This window comes from Methylomonas montana (assembly GCF_030490285.1).
Lineage (GTDB): Bacteria > Pseudomonadota > Gammaproteobacteria > Methylococcales > Methylomonadaceae > Methylomonas > Methylomonas montana.
The window spans coordinates 4,073,337-4,090,608 of record NZ_CP129884.1; the positions used below are offsets into that span (position 1 = coordinate 4,073,337).

The window sequence follows — 17,272 nt, forward strand, 5'->3', positions numbered from 1 at the left end:
CGAAATGGAAAAGTTTTTTTCTAGTCCCCGCCAAGACGGAGCGGTTTGCTTATCGGACATAAGTCCGAACGGTCAACTACGCCTACTGGACTTAAGTTACGGGCGTATCGCCTTCGGTTTTGGTTTGATCCCCGTGGTCGCCGCACCGTTTATTGTCTGGCTGCATCAACTCGACCGGGATGCTCGCGCCTTTTGGGCTTGGGCCAGTATTTTTACATTGGTGGCGCTGGCCGTCCGTCTGTTGTTCCGCCGCTATCGGCGCGATGGCGCGCAATTCGGCGCCGAACGGGCGATGCGTTATTGGCTACCCAAGGTACATGCTCTGGCAATACTGTACGGATTCAGCCTGTCGGTACCGGTGATGATTATGTGCAGCGGAGACTATCCCTTCGAGTTTGCGATGCTGTTTCTGGTGACCAGCGCTTCGATCATGGCCGGCAATGCCACCCACCAATCGCCGATGTTGAGTTGTTTTCAACGTTTTTTCGCGGTCGGCTGGGGGCTCGCCACCTTGCTGATACCTTGGGTGTTTCCCATCCATTGGCCTTACGTAATGCCGTTGACCGCGCTATTCATCTTGTCTATCTACAAACACGCCGTGCAGGTACACCGGTTTTTTCTGCAACAGATTTTGCTGGAAGAAGGCTACCGGACCGCCAAGGAACAAGCGGAAGCCGCGCTACGCGCCAAAAACCAGTTTCTGACCACGGCCAGCCACGACTTGCGCCAGCCGGTGCATGCCATGGGCTTTTTGATCGAATCCATTTCCCGCCGCAACCGGGATTTACTGTTGGGCCCAGCCTTGCAGGATTTGCGGCAAAGCGTGCAGTCGGTGACGCAGATGTTCAACTCGCTATTGGATTTGTCCAGAATCGAGCTGGGCGCCCAGCCGGTCAATCTACAAACCGTGGCCTTGGACTCTTTGATGAACGACGTCGCGACGCTGTTTCGGGAAGAAGCCCGCGTCCGCCAGATCGAGCTACGCGTGCGCGCCAGCGCCGGCAAAGCCTTGGTGCGCGCCGATCCGCTATTGCTGCGCCAGTCGATGATCAACCTGATGCAGAATGCCTTGCGCTATACCCAAAGCGGCGGCGTGTTGATGGCGGCCCGACGCCGGGGCGGCGATTGGCAGTTCGAGGTTTGGGATACCGGGGTCGGCATCGCCGAAGACGACCGGCAACGCATCTATTCGCCGTTCTTCCGCCCCGAACATGCCTGGCGTATCGACAACGCCGGCCACGGTTTGGGCTTGGCGGTGGTAGCGCGCTGCGCGGATTTGATGGGCGCCAGCCAGGGTTTGAGTTCGCGGGAGGGACGCGGCTCGCGGTTTTGGCTACGGCTGCCGTCCGCGCGGATCGCGGAGCGGCGCGCGGTGGCGCGCAACCGGGACTTTGCGCCGGCCGGCCGTAGCGAAACGCTGAGCGGCCGCTGTCTGGTGATCGACGACGAGCCGCAAGTGCGCAACGCCTGGCAAGCCATGTTGAACTCGTGGGGCGTGGAAACGGCTTGCGCCGCGTCCGCCAACGACGCATTTGCGTTGCTCGATGCCGGTTTCGAACCGCAGGCCATCTTTTGCGACCAGCGCCTGCGCGCCGGCGAAAGCGGTTTCGAATTGTTGCAGGCCCTGCTGGAGCGCTGCCCGGACGCCGCCGGGGCGATGATCAGCGGCGAATTCGATTCGCCAGCCCTGGCACAAGCCGAGCAGGAAGGTTATCTGGTCTTGCACAAGCCGTTGGACCCGGAGGCCTTATACGCCCTGCTTAGCAGGTTGTTGCCGGCGTTAGCTTCTGACTATTCCTAATGGATGCTACTCCGGCCCTTGACCCTCACGCAACGTCACGCTCTATGCTAGCGGCACGCATAAGGAAGGAGCTAAGCCATGTTGCTTAAAGTGGGCGATCTCGCCAAACGTTGCGGACTGACGGTCCGTACCTTACATCACTACGACAGCATCGGTTTGCTTAAGCCTTCCGCGCGTTCCGATAGCGGCTACCGGTTGTATAACCGGGCCGACATTTCCAGATTGCATCAAATTCAAGCCTTACGGCGGTTTGGTTTGTCGCTGGCCGCTATCGGAGACATTTTGGCAAACCCCGGACTGAATCTCGCGACTATCGTCGAACGGCAGATTGACGCGTTGGACCAGCAGATCGCGCAAAGTAAAGCCTTGCGCGACCGCTTGCATGGGCTGCAACTGCAATTGACGCGCGGGGAAGAGCCGGAGCTTGCCGATTGGCTAACCACGCTGGAGATGATGACCATGTACGATAAATATTTTTCCGCCAATGATTTGAAGCGCTTGCCGCTACTGGATATAGACGAAACCTCCACCGCCGGCGAATGGGCGGCACTGGTTAAATCGGTGCACGAAGCAATGCGGGCTGGGCTCGCGCCGGAAAGCGCCAAGGCCCAGACGTTGGCAACGCAATGGATAAGCATGCTGGTGCGCGACACGCAAGGCGATCCTCGGCTGCTGGTCAAGCTCAACGCAATGATGTACGGCGAACCGTCGATACAAAGTAAAACCGGCGTGACGCCGGAGCTTGTCGCCTACGTCCAGAGCGCGTTCATCGAGACCAAACTGACGATCTACGAAAAATACCTAGCACCGGACGAATTTAGCTTCATGCGCGAAAACTACGGCAAGCGCACCGACGACTGGCCGCCGTTGATCGCCGCGATATGCCAGCATAGGGAAGATGGCACACCGCCAAACGATCCACGGATGCAACAGTTGACGCGGACCTGGCTGGAATTGTTCCGCGCCTACGCCGGCGATAATCCGGACACCCATGCCAAAATTCGCGCCGCGCATCAGGCCGAACCCTATCTGTTCTTCGGCACGTTTATCGACCAGCCATTGTTGGCCTACGTATATCAGGCGATGTCCGAACTGCATCAAGCTCCAATACCAGGGAACGGTAAGGCCTGACCGGAACCAACGCTTCGACCGCAAGATACTGTCGATCAATCGCTATTTTCTCTTAACTGACGGAGTATTCATGACCCTAAACAATCAGGTTCGCAAGCTGGCTGCTCGATGGATATATGCCTGTTTGCCGGCGGCTTGGGTGGCTATGGCCGGTTTGCCGGCCGGCGCGCAGGCGTCTTATATCTGTCCCAACGGGCCGGGGCCCGGCGAAGTTCAGCTGGGCATCACGGGCGGCTCGCATGGCGTCGCCGCGATGCCGGTCTGCGAAGAAGATATTAACTATGTTGACGATTCCAGCGAAGTTGCCGACGCGCCACCGGCACCGCGCGCCGATCCCTTGCAAACGCGTATCGGCGCGATGAGTTCGGTGCTGGAAGCAATGTCCATGGGCTATGACCGCTTACATACCGCGCTCAACAAAGACCCGGAACTTAAAGCCATGGGCAATGGCATGTGGCAATATCAGCAAAACGGTCAGCCGCCGCGTCCGGGTGAAGGTTGCAGCGCGCTGTATACCAATCTGAAGGGCGCGCTGGTGTTGTCGGGCCCGGATGGCGACTATAAAGGCGCGCTGATGACTTTTTGGGGACCGGATATTCCCAGCCCCCAAGCGGTCGGCACCATCAAAGTGACGCTGGATCAAGCGGACGGCCAGCCGCAAACGGTAACCGCCTTCAACTATGCCTCTCCAAACGGCAAGGTCGGCGCTATCGTACTGGCGGTGCCGACCATACAAGCGCTATTGGATAACATGACGGACCAGCAATCCTTCGATATTGCTATCGACGGTAAATCAGTGATTCATCTCGAATGGCAACACGGATTGACAGCGCGCGACCGGTTACGCCGTTGCGTGGCTGGGCAAGGTTGACCATGATCGGTTCGCTGTCGATAGGATTGACTCATCTCATCGGGCAACTTGCTACACTTTGGCCTCCAAAATCAGGTTGAACGGCGTTTCCGCTGCCCGGCGCAGACTGTTGAAACCGGCTTCGCGGAAGATGCCGGCCCAGCGCGCTTCACCGGCTTGTGCGCCCAGAGCCAGACCTACGTCTTCTGACAACGAGTGGGCGCAGCAAATCGTCGTGGAGGCGGCGTAAAACAGCCGGCCGACGGTATTCAGGTTGTCCTCCACCCGGTCGTTGGCGTAAGGTTCCACCAGCATCACCGTGCCGCCCGGAGCTAGGGCTTCGGCGGCATATTTGGCCGCTCCCAGCGGATCGCCCATGTCGTGCAAGCAATCGAAAAAGCAGATCAGATCGAAGCCGGGTCTTCGGGTATTTGTGGGCGTGTGCGACTTCGAAGCGCATATGCGCGGCTTTTAACGTAGCCCTGCGAGTGGCAAAATGGCCAGGTTTGCTTCATTTATGCTAGGGCAGGGCCCGGCGCTAGGTTTTCAGCACGGCCAAGATTCATGTCAGTATCGTCGCGATCCCTGCTGCGATGTTTTCAACGCTCAGCGGTATTTACGACGTTTTGAACGCCTTTGCGATGTTGCGTGGCTACCACGACACCGTTCCGGAAACCTCGCCGTTTCAAGTCGACATTGTCGGCCCTTCCCGAGACGCCACCGGCTACTCGCCGATCGAATACGTGCAGCAGCTGCGCATCGAAGATGCCAAACGCCGCCTGGAAAGAACCGACGCCACGGTCGAACAGATTAGCTGGCTGGTCGGCTACGAAGACTCGGCTTCGTTCCGCCGTTTGTTCAAACGCATCGCCGGTGTGGCGCCGGGGGACTACCGCAAAAAATTCAGTTTGCCCCGTTTCGTACAGGACGCCGAATAATTAGTGCCGGGCCGGCTTGGATTTATCCTCGAGCCGGCCCGTCCAACGACAGCCGCAAACCGCGAAAGCGCTTGCGGTACTGGGCCGGCGTCAGTTTGACCTGGCGTTGAAACAGCCGGTTGAAGAAACCGGCATCTTCGTAGCCGACATCGCGGGCGATGGTTTCGACCGGCTGGTCGCCGGCTTCCAGCATCTGCTTGGCTTCTTCCAGACGTAGCGTATGTACATATTCCAACGGCGACAAGCCGGTCGCGGCTTTGAAGCGACGATTCAGGCTGCGCTCGCCGAGGCCGCTGAGCCGGGCCATCGCCGTAACCGGCGCATGGCTACGGTAGTGTTCTGCAATCCAAACCTGACAACGCGCGATAAGCGCATCCTCGACCTGGCGAGTCTGCGCCAACCGGGCATAAGGTTGTTGGCCGATCTGGTGCCAATCGATCAGGTTCAACTTGGCGACCTGCATCGCTGCTTCCACCGACACCAGCCGCGCGATCAGAAACAAGGTCAGATCCAACCAGGAAGTACCGCCGCCGGCCATGATCAGGCGTTGGCCATCGCCGGAACACACCAGCGAGCGTTGACCGTGCACGTTGACCTTTGGGAAGCGCTGCCGCAATGTCGCGCAATAGGCCCAGTGGGTGGTGGCATCGTGGCCGTCCAGCAAACCGGCTTCCGCCAGCAGCATCGCCCCGGAGCAGGAAGCGGCTAAGGTAGCGCCGACTTGATAGCGCTGTGTCAACCAGGCGATTTCCCGGTCGAACAAGCCGGCCATCGGCTCGCTGGGCGGAATGTTGACTTCCGGCACGCACACCACTGCCACCGGCGGGCAATCGGCTAGCGCGTAATCGATCGACACTGGAATGCCGTTGCAGACAGTTAGCGGGCCTGAGTCGGCGGCCACCAGCAGTGGCCGGATGGCCTGCGGGCCGGCTTGGCCGCTGACGATTAACGGCCAGTCCCGACCTACCGACAGTAATAAATCGTACAAACCGAAAATCACCGACGCGCTGGCAGCTGGAAATACCAGAATCGCCACCGGTATCGGCGCCGTGGCCGATTCGGCGGGTTTCGCGCCGATTTGGCGATGGCCCGGTGCGTCGGCTTGGGCTAAGGTATTGCCCATGTTGGAATCAATCGAGTGTGTCGCCATGCCTACCCCTATCGAATTATTGCTGGACCCGATTTCGCTAACACTGTTTGCGCTGTACGCGCTGCTGATAGCCTGGGAAGCCTTGCTACCGGCGCGGCCGTTACCGACCGTGCCAGATTGGCGCTGGCGCGGTATCGCCGCGTTCGTCTGCTACTGGTTATTATCGTCGTATCTGCCCTTGCTATGGAACGAGCAATTGTTGCCGTATCAACTGTTCGACCTGACCGGCCTCGGCGACGTTTACGGCGCGCTGGCCGGATTGTTGCTGTACGAATTCGGCGTTTACCTCTGGCACCGGGCGATGCATACTTCGAGCGGCTTGTGGCGCAGCTTTCACCAGTGGCACCACAGCGCCGAGCGGCTGGACAGTTACGGCGCGTTCTGGTTCAGCCCGCTCGACATGCTGGGCTGGACGGTGCTTGCCAGTTTGACGTTGACTTTGCTGATCGGCATTACGCCGCAAGCGGCAATTTGGATACTGTATGCGACGACGTTTTGCAGCGTGTTTCAGCACACTAACGTCAACACGCCGCGCTGGTTGGGCTACCTGCTGCAACGGCCGGAAAGCCATTCCCTGCACCATCAGCTTGGCGTACATGCCGGCAACTATTCCGACCTGCCGTTGTTCGACATTTTGTTCGGCACGTTTCGCAATCCGGCGGATTTTGCCGAGCAGACCGGTTTTTACCCCGGCGCATCGAATCGAGTGTGGGACATGTTGCTGATGCGCGACGTGACCCAGCCGCGAGCCATGCCCCTATCGCTCCATCGCAGCGGATCGTGAATGACCCGCGCTGTTGAGGCGTTAATCCACAGACGACATATCAGGAGTTTTTATGAAAATCTTTCAATTCTGCCAAAGCAGATATCTGGCCCGGACGACCCAGAAGCGATTACGCATTCAGACTGGTATCAATCCGCAAGCATTGCTGACTTCGCCGGTTTAACAAACGCCAACCGCTTAGACCAATAGCCATCAATAATCCGGAAGCCGGTAGCGGCACCGCCGAGAATCGCAGATCCTCGATGACGATGCCGTCGATGGAAACCTGCTGGATCTGATAAATCTCCACCCGTTTGATCAGTTTGGCATTGACCGCCAACATGAAAAACTGATTGTTACCCAGATTTTCGCCGAACACCTGCGCGAAATCGATCAGATTACCGCCAGCTTCCGCATCATAGGCATCCAGCCGCAAACCGTTGTCGCCAACATCAATGCCGACGAAGCTGACATCGGTCACCGCCTTCGAAAAATAGGCGACGATCGGATTATCGCTAAGCCATTGAAAAGCGCCGATGGCACTAATCCCATAAGGCCCAGAGAAACCATTGAGCCCGAAATTGGATACGCGTACCGCATTGGCAAACCTGACGCCTCGATCAACATAGCGGCCATCGATAATATCGCCCGCCACACCGTCGTCAAAGTCGATCAACGTTGCGCGCGCAGTGTTCGAAAACAACATGGCCGCAACCAACAAACACGCACATTTTGTGTTCATATCAAGACTCCAGAATAGAGGCTCTCTTCAGGTCGATATCGCTTGCAATCGCACTAGAAAGCACCGCCAACATCTTGCGGATGGCTGCGGCCGCTTCCGGCAAAGCCACGATGCTGTGTTCGTCGAGATTGGCGCCAAGTTGTGGGATGACAACCGATGCCGGCTCGACGATCACGGCGGACATGGTCCGCAGGGTTTCCCGTAGCGCCGTATCGGCATGATATGCGCGCGGCGAGGCATTCAACACGGCCACTGGTTTGCCGGCAAAATACTCATCCCCAACCAGCCAGTCCAGCGCATTTTTCATCGTGCCGGTCACACCGTGGGCATATTCCGGACTGGCGATCAGCAGCGCATCGGCTTCGCCTACGGCGCGGCGAAATCGGGCCACGCTGCTCGGCAATTGGGATTCCAGATCGGGATTGAACAGTGGCAGCGCCCCGATTTCCGGGCATAGGGCAATACTCATGGCCGGTGGCGCCAGTCGCGCGGCGGCTCTTAGTAAAGCCGAATTGATCGATGCGACTCTAAGGCTGCCGGAAATAGCCAAAATTCTCGCCGGACTCGCTGTGGTTTGATTCATTGAATATTGGGAAACTTGGTTTGGCTCTACTGACGGATTCCCGCGCCAGCGCCATTAAACCAGCCTGCGCGGGAACAGCAGCGCAAAAATTCCTTGGCGCGCTCGCCTTCCTTGGCAAACGGGATGCCGGCGGCCATTCTAACACCTCTAGTGATTCTCGCAACCCATTTAAGCCTCCCCGCATCGGATTACGCACCGACAACCCAGGAATGCTGGCGCATTCGCATAAATGCCAGGCTGCTCGCCGACAGAGTCGGTTTTATCACGGTTTGTGACGGCTCCAGCTATCAGATTCGTCCGCAAAATCCCATTCATTTTCCAAATCTCGGGATGAATGGGATTTTGGTAGATTAAGGTTAATGTTTCCTGACCACCGGTACACTATTGTCCAGCAAGTTCCAGTCCAGCATTTCCATGGTCAGTTCGCTGTTCGCGGACATATTGACACTGGTCACTCGCGGCTTTTGCGTGAGTTTTCCCTGCTTATCGAGCACCATGGTCTGGATTCCAACCTTACGGTTGCCTCCCGTGTTGACGAGGTTGGCAAAGCCGAGCTCCGTCGAGGTATTAAAACGAAATTCCGCGTTGCGATCGCCGCCAATACCGCTGATTACCATCGCCCGCACCTGATCACCGACGCGCCTGGCCACCGTCATGTTGAACTTCTTGGCGACGGCCGGGGTAAAACGCAATTCGGTTTGATCGGGATTCATCGACAATACATCGACTTGCCCGGCCGCCGTCGTCAAGCCCTGCAACACCACCGAACCGCCGTCCGGCGTGATCGAGTTGTAGGTGTATCGGCCGCGACCGGTGCCGGCGATGCGCCGCTCGAGCGCGGCGTCGCTGGGCAACAAATAGGCTTTCGGCACCAGATAGCACGGCAGGCTACCGGGAATCTCCGCATAGATCTTGCCGTCAAAATTGCCGGTTTTTAAACCCTTGGCATCGGTGATCTGCAAGTCGGCCGGCGACAGCAAAAAATCCAGGATGAAGTTGGTGAAGCCCAACGTCCCACTGAACGGCATGTCGTGATCGGCCAGCATATAATTGCCGTTGGTCATCATCCCCAAGGTAATACCATCCTGGCTGCTGAACAGCGCAGTCGATGAAGCCGCGAAATATTGGTAATCCAGCCGCCCGCCGTTGTTTTTAAAAACCAGCTTGCAGTTTGGGCTTTCCGGGTGGTTGCAATCCCAGACGTACAATTCGACATTATCCAGGTCGCCGACCGTGGTTCTGCCGTCCGGCGCCAGGCGCGGTCCCGGATGGCCGGGCGGATAGGCGAAGCGATAAGGCATCACACAATGCGATTTTCCCAGCTTGTCAAAGTAATCGCCGCTCAATATGCCTCCTGCCGGGATGAAGAACAACAATGGCGCCGACTTACGCGTGCATCCTCGTAGAAAAATCGTTTCGATTTCCCGGCAGCTTCGCTCGACGCGAGCCAGCCCTTCTACCCCTTGGTCGTGAAAATACAGCAGGCTTTCCCGACTGAGCAACTTGCCGTGCACGGCGGTCAATTGCTTATGCACGCTGGCCTTGGTAATGCTGTAGGTGTCCGCCCGGCCGGTCCAGAAACTGTCGGCGACCAGACTGGCCAGCGATGTGCAAAAACCCGTGGCTAAGCCACCGTTGGCGGTGCCTTTCAGATAATATTTGTACAGTTCGAAGAACGCCAAAGTCAGAATCGGATGCCCGAAAATGGGGTCGAACGCTTCATGATACACCTCGGAGCCACCGAAAGTTTCCTTGAAAGTGCCCCAATCCGGCACGCCATCCGAGAAGTTGCCGAAGGACAGATTGTGGGTGCCGAATTGAAACTGGATTTCCGGGCTACCGCGCACGCCCAATGCTTCGATCAACTTTCGCAACGAAATCGGTTGCGGCACTTTGTATTGCTTGGCCAATTTACGGACGCTGACCGAAGCACCTACTATTTTTCCCGAGCTGCGTAGATTAGGCATGGTATTTTCCTGGAGTTTTTTAGATGACTACTGCAAGGCGATCAGTACCGGCACCAGCCCTTGACCGGCGCTGAACGGCCGCAAGGCTTTGCCGATCACCGTGCCGAAGGCTTTAAGCGGGTCGCTGACCTTCATCGCATGACCGGGGGTGGGCGAGGTCGTCAACAGGTCGCCGATCTCGATGTCGCCATATTCCGCATCCACCTTGCAATACACCTTGCCCATCAGCGCGATCGGCTTGCGCAGTTTGCCGGTGTCCTGTTTGTCCAATACGATGCCGGGTTTGTATTGCCCCGCCCCGGAGACCACCCCGGCGACGCGTTTGTCGTAAGCTTGCTGGCTGGGGTATAAAACGCCTTCTTCACCCAGCACCATCACGGTGCCGGCTTCGACGTTTTCTGTTTCGCAGATGTCGAAATCCTCGGCGCAATCGGCGTTGGTAAGCAAAATGTCGCCGTTGGTTTTGATGCTGCCGTTGACTTCCAGTTTTTCGGTCGGATTCGTAGTACCGATACCGACGTTGCCGTTGTCCTGAACCGTCATCAGCACACCGGTTGCCCCGGTATTGAGCGGTGTGCCATTGATTTGGCTGGACTCGCGAGAACGGGCAAAATGCAATTTCCAGCCGGTGTTGTCGCCAAAGCGAATGTAGCCGGCATTGGGACTGACATCCGAAGGCGCGATGTTAAAAAATGCGTCGGTATTGGCACTGCCATTCAGCGCGATATTGCCCGTCACATCCAATTTTGCTTGCGGATTCGTCGTGCCGATGCCGAAATTGCCGGTTGACCGCACGAAAGTGAGCCCTTTATCAAACTGCCAGTTGCCATTGGCATCATCCGCTGTTATCTGCAGGAAATCGCCGCCACCGTTGGTTCTGCTGTGAAATAAAAACTTTTGGCCGTTCTTATCGCTGCCGGCGATGATGTCGGCCGTAACATGCAATTTGGCCTTAGGCGTAGCGGTACCTATGCCTATGCTATCGGTCGATAGGTTTAGCGAACTGGTTTTGCCGCTCTGATCTTTGAGCGGTTGTGCTGTTGAATTTAATTCGCTGTCCAGCTGTAGAGTGGTAGTCATTTTGTTAATCTCCGTTTTTGCCACATTGTGGGATTTGTTTAAGCCAATCAAAAAATTACTGGGAGGAAATCAGTATCGGAATCATGCCCTGTCCTTCCGAAAATGGCCGCAGCGCTTTGCCGATCACCGTGCCGAAGGCTTTCAGCGGATCGCTGACCTTCATCGCATGACCGGGGGTGGGCGAGGTCGTCAACAGGTCGCCGATCTCGATGTCGCCATATTCCGCATCGACCTTGCAATACACCTTGCCCATCAGCGCGATCGGCTTGCGCAGTTTGCCCGTGTCCTGTTTGTCCAACACGATGCCGGGTTTGTATTGACCCGCCCCGGAGACGACCCCGGCGACGCGTTTGTCGTAAGCTTGCTGGCTGGGGTATAAAACGCCTTCTTCACCCAGCACCATCACGGTGCCGGCATCGACGTTTTCGGTTTCACAGATGTCGAAATCCTCGGCGCAATCGGCATTGAGTAAACGAATATCGCCGGTGATTTCAACGTCGCCTTCAAAGTAACCCGCCAATCTGCCGCCCTTGCCACAAACCCCGACTCCAGTGCTGCTGAGGCCGAACACCCCGGTGCCGTTGCCTTTGTGTTCGCCCCAGACACCCGACCCGCCGTTGGTGCTATGGCTTTCGCCATAGACGCCTATCCATGCCTTACCGACACCTGCGACACCTCCGGCGCCTTCTCCATAGACGCCATAGCCTCCCGTCGCGCTATCGGTAAAGCCCGCGACGGCGTGCCAGGTCGTGCTTTTTCCCATGACGCCGGTGCCGCCGGCGGTATTCTCGCCATATACGCCCACGCCGCCGGTGGTGCTTTGGCTATAACCGGCGACGCCGCACCAGGTCTTCCCTAACGCAAAAATGCCGTTGGCGCCACCCTCGCCGTAGAGTCCATGGACGTCGGCATTGCCATAGACGCCGATGGAATTTTCTCCTGTGGCTTTACCGGTTACGGCAACGCTGTTTTGGCCATTTGCATCTGCATTGACTGCACTCATTGGATATCTCCTCATTAAAAATAATGTTGCTTTCCCGATGCGGCATATCGAAAACCCACGAGTCGTCGACCAACGCAGCGTTGTTTATTCTCGCCAGCAGGCAATCGGAATTTACCCCGCGTGAATCGCGGCCAAACAACGCTACTCAGACAGACAGTATCTTCAACAGGCCAGCCGTTCGTTTGCTCGGGCTTGTCAACAGGTGCGGAACAGTAGAAAATAGAAAGCGTCGGATCATTTTCGACGCTAGGCTAACTGGTGTCATAATCCCTTTTACCGATACTAGCCATTACAATTTTGCTCAACGCACTGCCGAAGCAGCGGCATGTCAGGCCAAACACGCATCCTGTGCTGCCAACGATACAAGGAAAGCTTTCTGTTTTCGCCCTCCTGGAGGAGGGCATTTTAGGATGGAAGGTGTCATAAAATGCTTCACCCTCGGGGTGAGGCGGTTGATGCCAATATTCCGAGGACTAATTGATGTGGCGAATTTTAGGAATAACGCCAACGGACGACCGCTAGCAGTCGAGAATAATCACTAAAACCTCAAGAACGCTATGAAACAGAGTCATGCCCTGGCGTATTTGCGCCAAATCTGTTGTTCCGGCCTGAGCCGCGAAGTCGCGCTGACCGAATTCCTGCGAGCGGTGCCCATGCTGATTCCTTCCAACAGCAACACCTTAACGATCAGTGAAGATGGGGTGCGCCCCGGCTACCATCTGGCAGGATTCGATCTTTCCGACATGGCGGACGCCGTTCCCGACATTATCGCCAATTACCATACACCGGAGCGGCAAAAACGCGCGATCGCCGGCTTTAGCCAATATCCGACCATCAATGATCCCAGAGTCATGGAACCGGCGTTTTACCAAACCGATATGTACAACCTGGTCTTTCGGCGATACGACATGCACCATTTAATGTGGGCGCGAGTACAGTTGAATGCAAACAGCACCGGCGTGATAGGTTTATATCGCCCCAGCAACCAGAAACCCTTCGACGGCAGGGATCAATCTCAATTACTGCATGTGTTGCCTTATCTGACTCACGCCTACCGGGCTGCCAACGATGTAGACTTCGAGCTTAGCCCGGACGGCAATTCGGGGATGCTGGTCATGAATACCCAGGGCGATATTCTGTATCAAAGTCCGGATGCGAAGCGTTTGCTGCAAAAGGCTCGCTATCCCAGGCTATTGATCGATTCACGCAAACAGGATCGCTTGTTGGCAAAACTGGCCGAACTGTGCCGCAATCTGCAAAACGTTTATCTCGGCCGCAAAGCATCGCCGCCTTCGTTCACTCACACCGGGCCGAACGGCCGATTTACGTTCCGCGGCTATTGGCTGGACAAAAGCGACGAACACGCCGATGGCCTGATCGGTGTGATAGTCGAACACCGACAACCGTTGACGCTGAAAATATTGCGGGCAATGCGCGAATCGCCGCTATCCCCCACCCAGAAGGAAGTGACCCTGTTGCTGGCGCAGGGCCTGGCGCTCGAGCAGATCTGCGGGCGATTGCATATCAAGCAGACCACGCTTAAGGATCATATCGGTAAGATTTACTGCAAACTGGATATTCACCAGCGCGAAGATTTGGTGCCGAAACTGCTGGTTATGGGGCGTTAGCGGCGTAACGAGCCAGCCCCGATCCATCCGACATAGAAGAAGTTGCGTACCAAAATAGCCGATGTCGTAACTGTGAAAGTAAAAAATTGGGATGGCGCGCGGTTGCTTGTTGGACAGGTATCGGTGGCAAGGATGCCGCCGTCGAGCCTACACGGACGTATTCACGGCGTCCTGTCCGGCAAGCAACCGCGTACCACGGGGATACCACTTTCATGGGTCGGGGCGCAGCAAAGGCTTCATGGTCGTTAGATTGAAAAACAGGCAGAAGCGGAGGAACTACTATGGCCTCTCCTATAAAACCAAGTCATGCCTTGACGTATCTGCGCCAGATTTGTTGCTCTGGCTTGAGCAGGGAAATAACGATAGCCGAATTTCTCAAGGCGTTGCCGATGCTGATTCCGTCCAACAGCAATATCTTTACCTTCTACTCCGAGCAGCTGTGTCCGACCTACAGCATAACCGGATTCGACGTGGCCGATTTAGCGCCCATCATTCCGTCCATTCTTAACGATTTCCATAGCCCGCAACGCCAACAGCGCTTACTGACATGGTTCAGCCGCTATCCGGCTATCAGTCATCCCAGGGCCGTGGACGAATCGTTTTATATGACCGATTTATACAACCTGATTTACCGACAATTTGACATGCATCATTTTTTGTTTACGCGCATTCCGTTAGATAAGAAAAGCAACGGTATCGTGGGTTTGTTTCGGCCACGCAGCCAAAAGCCGTTCGAAAACCGGGATCAGGCTCAACTGATGCGCCTGGTGCCTTATGTCGCTCACGCACATCGAGTCGGCAGCGACGCCGCCCCTGAATTCAGCCAGGACGGCATGTCGGGTATGATGATTATGAATACCCAGGGCGCCATTCTGTACCAGAGTTCGGAAGCGAAGCGATTACTAGAGCAAGCGCGACATCCCAGGTTGTTGGCGGAGATGCGTCAACAGGATCGCTTGCTGGTAAAGTTGGCCGAATTGTGCCGCAACCTCCAAGGCATTTATCGTGGCCACGAGTTGCCGCCGCCATCCTTCAGCCACACTGGACCGAACGGCCAATTTCTATTTCATGCTTACTGGCTGGACAGCTGTGGTCAGCAGCCGGACGGTTTGATCGGTATCTCTATCGAGCATCGCGAGCCGCTGGCGTTGAAAATTTTGCGGGCTATGCACCTCTCGCCGCTCTCGCCAACGCAAAAGGAAGTCGCCCTGTTGCTGGCGCAGGGCTTGGCACCAGAGCAGATCCGTAGCCACCTGCATATCAAGCCGACCACGCTCAAGGATCACATTGGCAAGATTTACCTCAAACTGGATATTCATCAGCGCGAGGAATTGCTGCCAAAGCTGCTGACCTTTGGTCATGCATGACCTAAGGTAATTGGGTTTGCAGTTTCCGGATCACAGATACGCTACCGCAGAACTTACACGAAAAAGTCGCGAATTTCACCCTCCTCCAGGAGGGCGAAATGCATTTTTCTAGCGATTAGACTAAGTCCGAAACACGCTTTGTTTTGTATTCATCCTGGGCGTTATAGTCATCGCAATTCAAATTTCGGTTTTTTGATCCCCTCACCCCGGACCTCTCCCGGCGGGCAAGGGAGCGGATGTGCCGAAATTTGAAGTGCGGAAGGTATAAAACATTAAGAGACGAAACTGAGTATCCGCATGAATTTCACGACCACAATAGCCATCGCAATAACGACACTGTTAGCATCCGCTTGCGCAAGCACCCATCAACGTAGCTTGTCGTCCTTCAGCCCAGGCGATACCCAGTGCTACGATCGCCAAACCGAACCCTATACTGCCGTGGTGGATTCGCATCTGCACTTCAGGCCATTCGGCGGCGCCGCGATTCCGCTATCCGAGTTGACGGAATATTTCAATAAAACCGGTATTTTGTTTGCCAATATGTACGGCATCGGCCAGATTTTACCGGTGGATTCTTCCTGCACTTACTACCTGGATTGTCCCGGCACGTCAGCATTACCCAGCATCAAGAACGATTTTGCCAATGCCGCCAATTATCTCGAGCTTAAACCCAAGGATGTGCATTTAACCTTATCCATGACCTTTCCCGATTTGGCCAATCCTAGGGATATCGCCAAGATGATTCTTTTTTACGATAAAGAATATCCGAAAATGTTTAAGTGGATGGGCGAGGTGAATTTGATCAAACAAGCTTTACTGAAAAATCACCATCAGCCCGCGACAAAAGAAAATATCGAACAATGGGCCGAATTTATGGCTTTGCTTAGAGCGCGCAATGTTCCCATCAATATTCACGCCGACTTGGGTAACGATGCCGAGCCGAAAAAATACCTGCCCTTAATGGCCTACGTCTTAGAACGATATCCGGACAATAAAATCGTCTGGGCGCATATGGGTTTATCGAAAGAATTAAGCACCATGAAAGCAGCCGAACATATTCAAATCATGCGCTCCTTTTTGGATAAATATCCGAACTTGACGCTGGATATCTCCTGGCGGGTACTCTACGACAGTTACTTCAGCAAGCCAGAAGCCAGAGAGCTGTATGTTGCGTTTCTAAACCAATATTCCGACCGCATTTTACCCGGCACCGACTTTGTGGCTGCTCGAAACAAGCAATTCGAGGTCTACCAGGAAGAATTGGATGTCACCAGCCGAATCAACCAATATCTTGACGACACCGCGTTTCGCAATATTGCGCTGGGCGGCAATTATTTCAGGATGTTGGGGCTGCAATATCAAGCACCGCCAATATGCCGTTAAGTGAAAGGTAGGCATTTATGCAAAATAAACGTTTCCAGATGTATCTATGGCCAGTGTTAATTACCCTCTGTGCAGGGTGTGCCGAGCCAAGCACCGCCGTTCGGCAATCGGCGCAACTAACAACGCGGACGCTAGACCAAGACACCGTTGCCGCGGATGAACAATTGAAAAAACTGGCGGCAGATTTGCCGAGTCGCTGCAATGCCGCGCCCGATCCGAAACAAGCGCAATACATCATTGGCTACGGCAGCTTGATGCAAGACCAATCGCGCCAGCGTAGCGTACCGAACGCGGCCACGGCTTATCCGGTGATGGTGAAAGGCTACCGGCGCGGTTGGCTTGCCAAAGGCCCAGGCGTGGGGTTCGATACCACCTATTTAGGCACCGTTCCGGACCAGAACGGTCAGTTTAACGCGGTGCTTTACAACGTCAGTCCGGACGACATTCCGGTCATGGACAAACGCGAGTTTTTTTATTGCCGACTAGCCGTGGAACCCGCCGGTTATACCCTGTTGAAGCCTGGGACGCCAACACCGCAAGGACAAGTCTGGATATACGCGAACAAACCGGACTCCGTCGCCACGGCGAACGAACTGCATCCCATCGTGCAATCTTATGTGGATATTTTTGTGTCGGGCTGTCTGGAACAGGAGCAACGCTATGCACTCGAGAACTTTGCCAAACAATGCCTCGCCACGACCAGTCACTGGTCAACGGCATGGGTGAATGACCGGCTTTATCCGCGGCGGCCCTATATTTATCAGCCCAAAGCCGGCCAGATCGACAAATTACTCCAAGAACATCTGCCCGATTATTTTCAGCGGATTCATATTGAGTCGGCGAATTAATCGATAAAACCCTAGACCAAAGCTCATTATCGCCTAGC

16 protein-coding genes are annotated in these 17,272 nt (G+C 55.6%); 9 read left to right on the forward strand and 7 right to left on the reverse strand.

The window, feature by feature from the left end; all coding sequences use genetic code 11:
• The first annotated feature begins 4 nt into the window (after positions 1-4).
• The 3 genes from QZJ86_RS18850 to QZJ86_RS18860 all read left to right on the forward strand — a co-directional run bounded on the left by QZJ86_RS18850 (position 5) and on the right by QZJ86_RS18860 (position 3,803).
• Positions 5-1,801: an ATP-binding response regulator gene (locus QZJ86_RS18850; protein WP_301672043.1), complete on the forward strand. Its 1,797-nt coding sequence runs from the start codon at positions 5-7 to the stop codon at positions 1,799-1,801.
• A gap of 78 nt (positions 1,802-1,879) precedes the next feature.
• Positions 1,880-2,932 carry a MerR family transcriptional regulator gene (locus QZJ86_RS18855; protein ID WP_301672044.1) on the forward strand — a complete coding sequence of 351 codons (1,053 nt, stop codon included), beginning with the start codon at positions 1,880-1,882 and terminating at the stop codon, positions 2,930-2,932.
• 70 nt (positions 2,933-3,002) lie between these two features.
• Positions 3,003-3,803 carry a hypothetical protein gene (locus QZJ86_RS18860; RefSeq protein ID WP_301672045.1) on the forward strand — a complete coding sequence of 267 codons (801 nt, stop codon included), beginning with the start codon at positions 3,003-3,005 and terminating at the stop codon, positions 3,801-3,803.
• 51 nt (positions 3,804-3,854) lie between these two features.
• Here the strand turns inward: QZJ86_RS18860 and QZJ86_RS18865 are convergent, their stop codons facing one another.
• A complete protein-coding gene (locus QZJ86_RS18865; RefSeq protein ID WP_301672046.1) occupies positions 3,855-4,160 on the reverse strand; it encodes a hypothetical protein in 306 nt (101 codons plus the stop codon).
• Positions 4,161-4,375: 215 nt separating this feature from the next.
• On the opposite strand from QZJ86_RS18865, the gene QZJ86_RS18870 reads away from it, so the two are divergent.
• Entirely contained in the window at positions 4,376-4,720 is a 345-nt protein-coding gene (locus tag QZJ86_RS18870; RefSeq protein WP_301672047.1) for a helix-turn-helix domain-containing protein, read from the forward strand.
• Between the two features lie 22 nt (positions 4,721-4,742).
• On the opposite strand, the gene QZJ86_RS18875 is transcribed toward QZJ86_RS18870, so the two are convergent.
• Entirely contained in the window at positions 4,743-5,870 is a 1,128-nt protein-coding gene (locus QZJ86_RS18875; RefSeq protein ID WP_301672048.1) for a GlxA family transcriptional regulator, read from the reverse strand.
• Between QZJ86_RS18875 and QZJ86_RS18880 the strand changes: the two genes are divergently transcribed.
• Positions 5,869-6,654: a sterol desaturase family protein gene (locus QZJ86_RS18880; protein WP_301672049.1), complete on the forward strand. Its 786-nt coding sequence runs from the start codon at positions 5,869-5,871 to the stop codon at positions 6,652-6,654. The genes QZJ86_RS18875 and QZJ86_RS18880 overlap by 2 nt on opposite strands.
• Before the next feature lie 109 nt (positions 6,655-6,763).
• Here the strand turns inward: QZJ86_RS18880 and QZJ86_RS18885 are convergent, their stop codons facing one another.
• The 5 genes from QZJ86_RS18885 to QZJ86_RS18905 all read right to left on the reverse strand — a co-directional run bounded on the left by QZJ86_RS18885 (position 6,764) and on the right by QZJ86_RS18905 (position 12,008).
• Positions 6,764-7,375 carry a hypothetical protein gene (locus QZJ86_RS18885; protein ID WP_301672050.1) on the reverse strand — a complete coding sequence of 204 codons (612 nt, stop codon included), beginning with the start codon at positions 7,373-7,375 and terminating at the stop codon, positions 6,764-6,766.
• A 1-nt stretch (position 7,376) separates the two neighbouring features.
• Positions 7,377-7,958: an NADPH-dependent FMN reductase gene (locus QZJ86_RS18890; protein WP_301672051.1), complete on the reverse strand. Its 582-nt coding sequence runs from the start codon at positions 7,956-7,958 to the stop codon at positions 7,377-7,379.
• 356 nt (positions 7,959-8,314) lie between these two features.
• Positions 8,315-9,925, reverse strand: coding sequence for a hypothetical protein (locus tag QZJ86_RS18895; RefSeq protein WP_301672052.1), 1,611 nt, complete (start codon positions 9,923-9,925; stop codon positions 8,315-8,317).
• Between the two features lie 27 nt (positions 9,926-9,952).
• Complete coding sequence (locus tag QZJ86_RS18900; RefSeq protein WP_301672053.1) at positions 9,953-11,005, reverse strand: hypothetical protein; 1,053 nt, start codon at positions 11,003-11,005, stop codon at positions 9,953-9,955.
• Positions 11,006-11,060: 55 nt separating this feature from the next.
• Positions 11,061-12,008 (reverse strand): hypothetical protein, encoded by a 948-nt coding sequence (locus QZJ86_RS18905; protein ID WP_301672054.1) that lies wholly within the window; start codon positions 12,006-12,008, stop codon positions 11,061-11,063.
• A 557-nt stretch (positions 12,009-12,565) separates the two neighbouring features.
• On the opposite strand from QZJ86_RS18905, the gene QZJ86_RS18910 reads away from it, so the two are divergent.
• The 4 genes from QZJ86_RS18910 to QZJ86_RS18925 all read left to right on the forward strand — a co-directional run bounded on the left by QZJ86_RS18910 (position 12,566) and on the right by QZJ86_RS18925 (position 17,234).
• The gene (locus QZJ86_RS18910; protein WP_301672055.1) at positions 12,566-13,636 is read left to right on the forward strand and encodes a helix-turn-helix transcriptional regulator; all 1,071 of its coding nucleotides are present in this window, start codon (positions 12,566-12,568) and stop codon (positions 13,634-13,636) included.
• Positions 13,637-13,917: 281 nt separating this feature from the next.
• Complete coding sequence (locus QZJ86_RS18915; protein ID WP_301672056.1) at positions 13,918-15,003, forward strand: helix-turn-helix transcriptional regulator; 1,086 nt, start codon at positions 13,918-13,920, stop codon at positions 15,001-15,003.
• Between the two features lie 297 nt (positions 15,004-15,300).
• Positions 15,301-16,386, forward strand: coding sequence for an amidohydrolase family protein (locus tag QZJ86_RS18920; protein ID WP_301672057.1), 1,086 nt, complete (start codon positions 15,301-15,303; stop codon positions 16,384-16,386).
• Positions 16,387-16,403: 17 nt separating this feature from the next.
• A complete protein-coding gene (locus QZJ86_RS18925) occupies positions 16,404-17,234 on the forward strand; it encodes a gamma-glutamylcyclotransferase family protein (RefSeq protein ID WP_301672058.1) in 831 nt (276 codons plus the stop codon).
• Positions 17,235-17,272 lie beyond the last annotated feature (38 nt).

Coding starts and splice junctions, on each gene's coding strand:
- QZJ86_RS18850 (WP_301672043.1), top strand. CDS start 5: ATGGAAAAGTTTTTTTCTAGTCCCCGCCAAGACGGAGCGGTTTGCTTA.
- QZJ86_RS18855 (WP_301672044.1), top strand. CDS start 1,880: ATGTTGCTTAAAGTGGGCGATCTCGCCAAACGTTGCGGACTGACGGTC.
- QZJ86_RS18860 (WP_301672045.1), top strand. CDS start 3,003: ATGACCCTAAACAATCAGGTTCGCAAGCTGGCTGCTCGATGGATATAT.
- QZJ86_RS18865 (WP_301672046.1), bottom strand. CDS start 4,160: ATGGGCGATCCGCTGGGAGCGGCCAAATATGCCGCCGAAGCCCTAGCT.
- QZJ86_RS18870 (WP_301672047.1), top strand. CDS start 4,376: ATGTTTTCAACGCTCAGCGGTATTTACGACGTTTTGAACGCCTTTGCG.
- QZJ86_RS18880 (WP_301672049.1), top strand. CDS start 5,869: ATGCCTACCCCTATCGAATTATTGCTGGACCCGATTTCGCTAACACTG.
- QZJ86_RS18875 (WP_301672048.1), bottom strand. CDS start 5,870: ATGGCGACACACTCGATTGATTCCAACATGGGCAATACCTTAGCCCAA.
- QZJ86_RS18885 (WP_301672050.1), bottom strand. CDS start 7,375: ATGAACACAAAATGTGCGTGTTTGTTGGTTGCGGCCATGTTGTTTTCG.
- QZJ86_RS18890 (WP_301672051.1), bottom strand. CDS start 7,958: ATGAATCAAACCACAGCGAGTCCGGCGAGAATTTTGGCTATTTCCGGC.
- QZJ86_RS18895 (WP_301672052.1), bottom strand. CDS start 9,925: ATGCCTAATCTACGCAGCTCGGGAAAAATAGTAGGTGCTTCGGTCAGC.
- QZJ86_RS18900 (WP_301672053.1), bottom strand. CDS start 11,005: ATGACTACCACTCTACAGCTGGACAGCGAATTAAATTCAACAGCACAA.
- QZJ86_RS18905 (WP_301672054.1), bottom strand. CDS start 12,008: ATGAGTGCAGTCAATGCAGATGCAAATGGCCAAAACAGCGTTGCCGTA.
- QZJ86_RS18910 (WP_301672055.1), top strand. CDS start 12,566: ATGAAACAGAGTCATGCCCTGGCGTATTTGCGCCAAATCTGTTGTTCC.
- QZJ86_RS18915 (WP_301672056.1), top strand. CDS start 13,918: ATGGCCTCTCCTATAAAACCAAGTCATGCCTTGACGTATCTGCGCCAG.
- QZJ86_RS18920 (WP_301672057.1), top strand. CDS start 15,301: ATGAATTTCACGACCACAATAGCCATCGCAATAACGACACTGTTAGCA.
- QZJ86_RS18925 (WP_301672058.1), top strand. CDS start 16,404: ATGCAAAATAAACGTTTCCAGATGTATCTATGGCCAGTGTTAATTACC.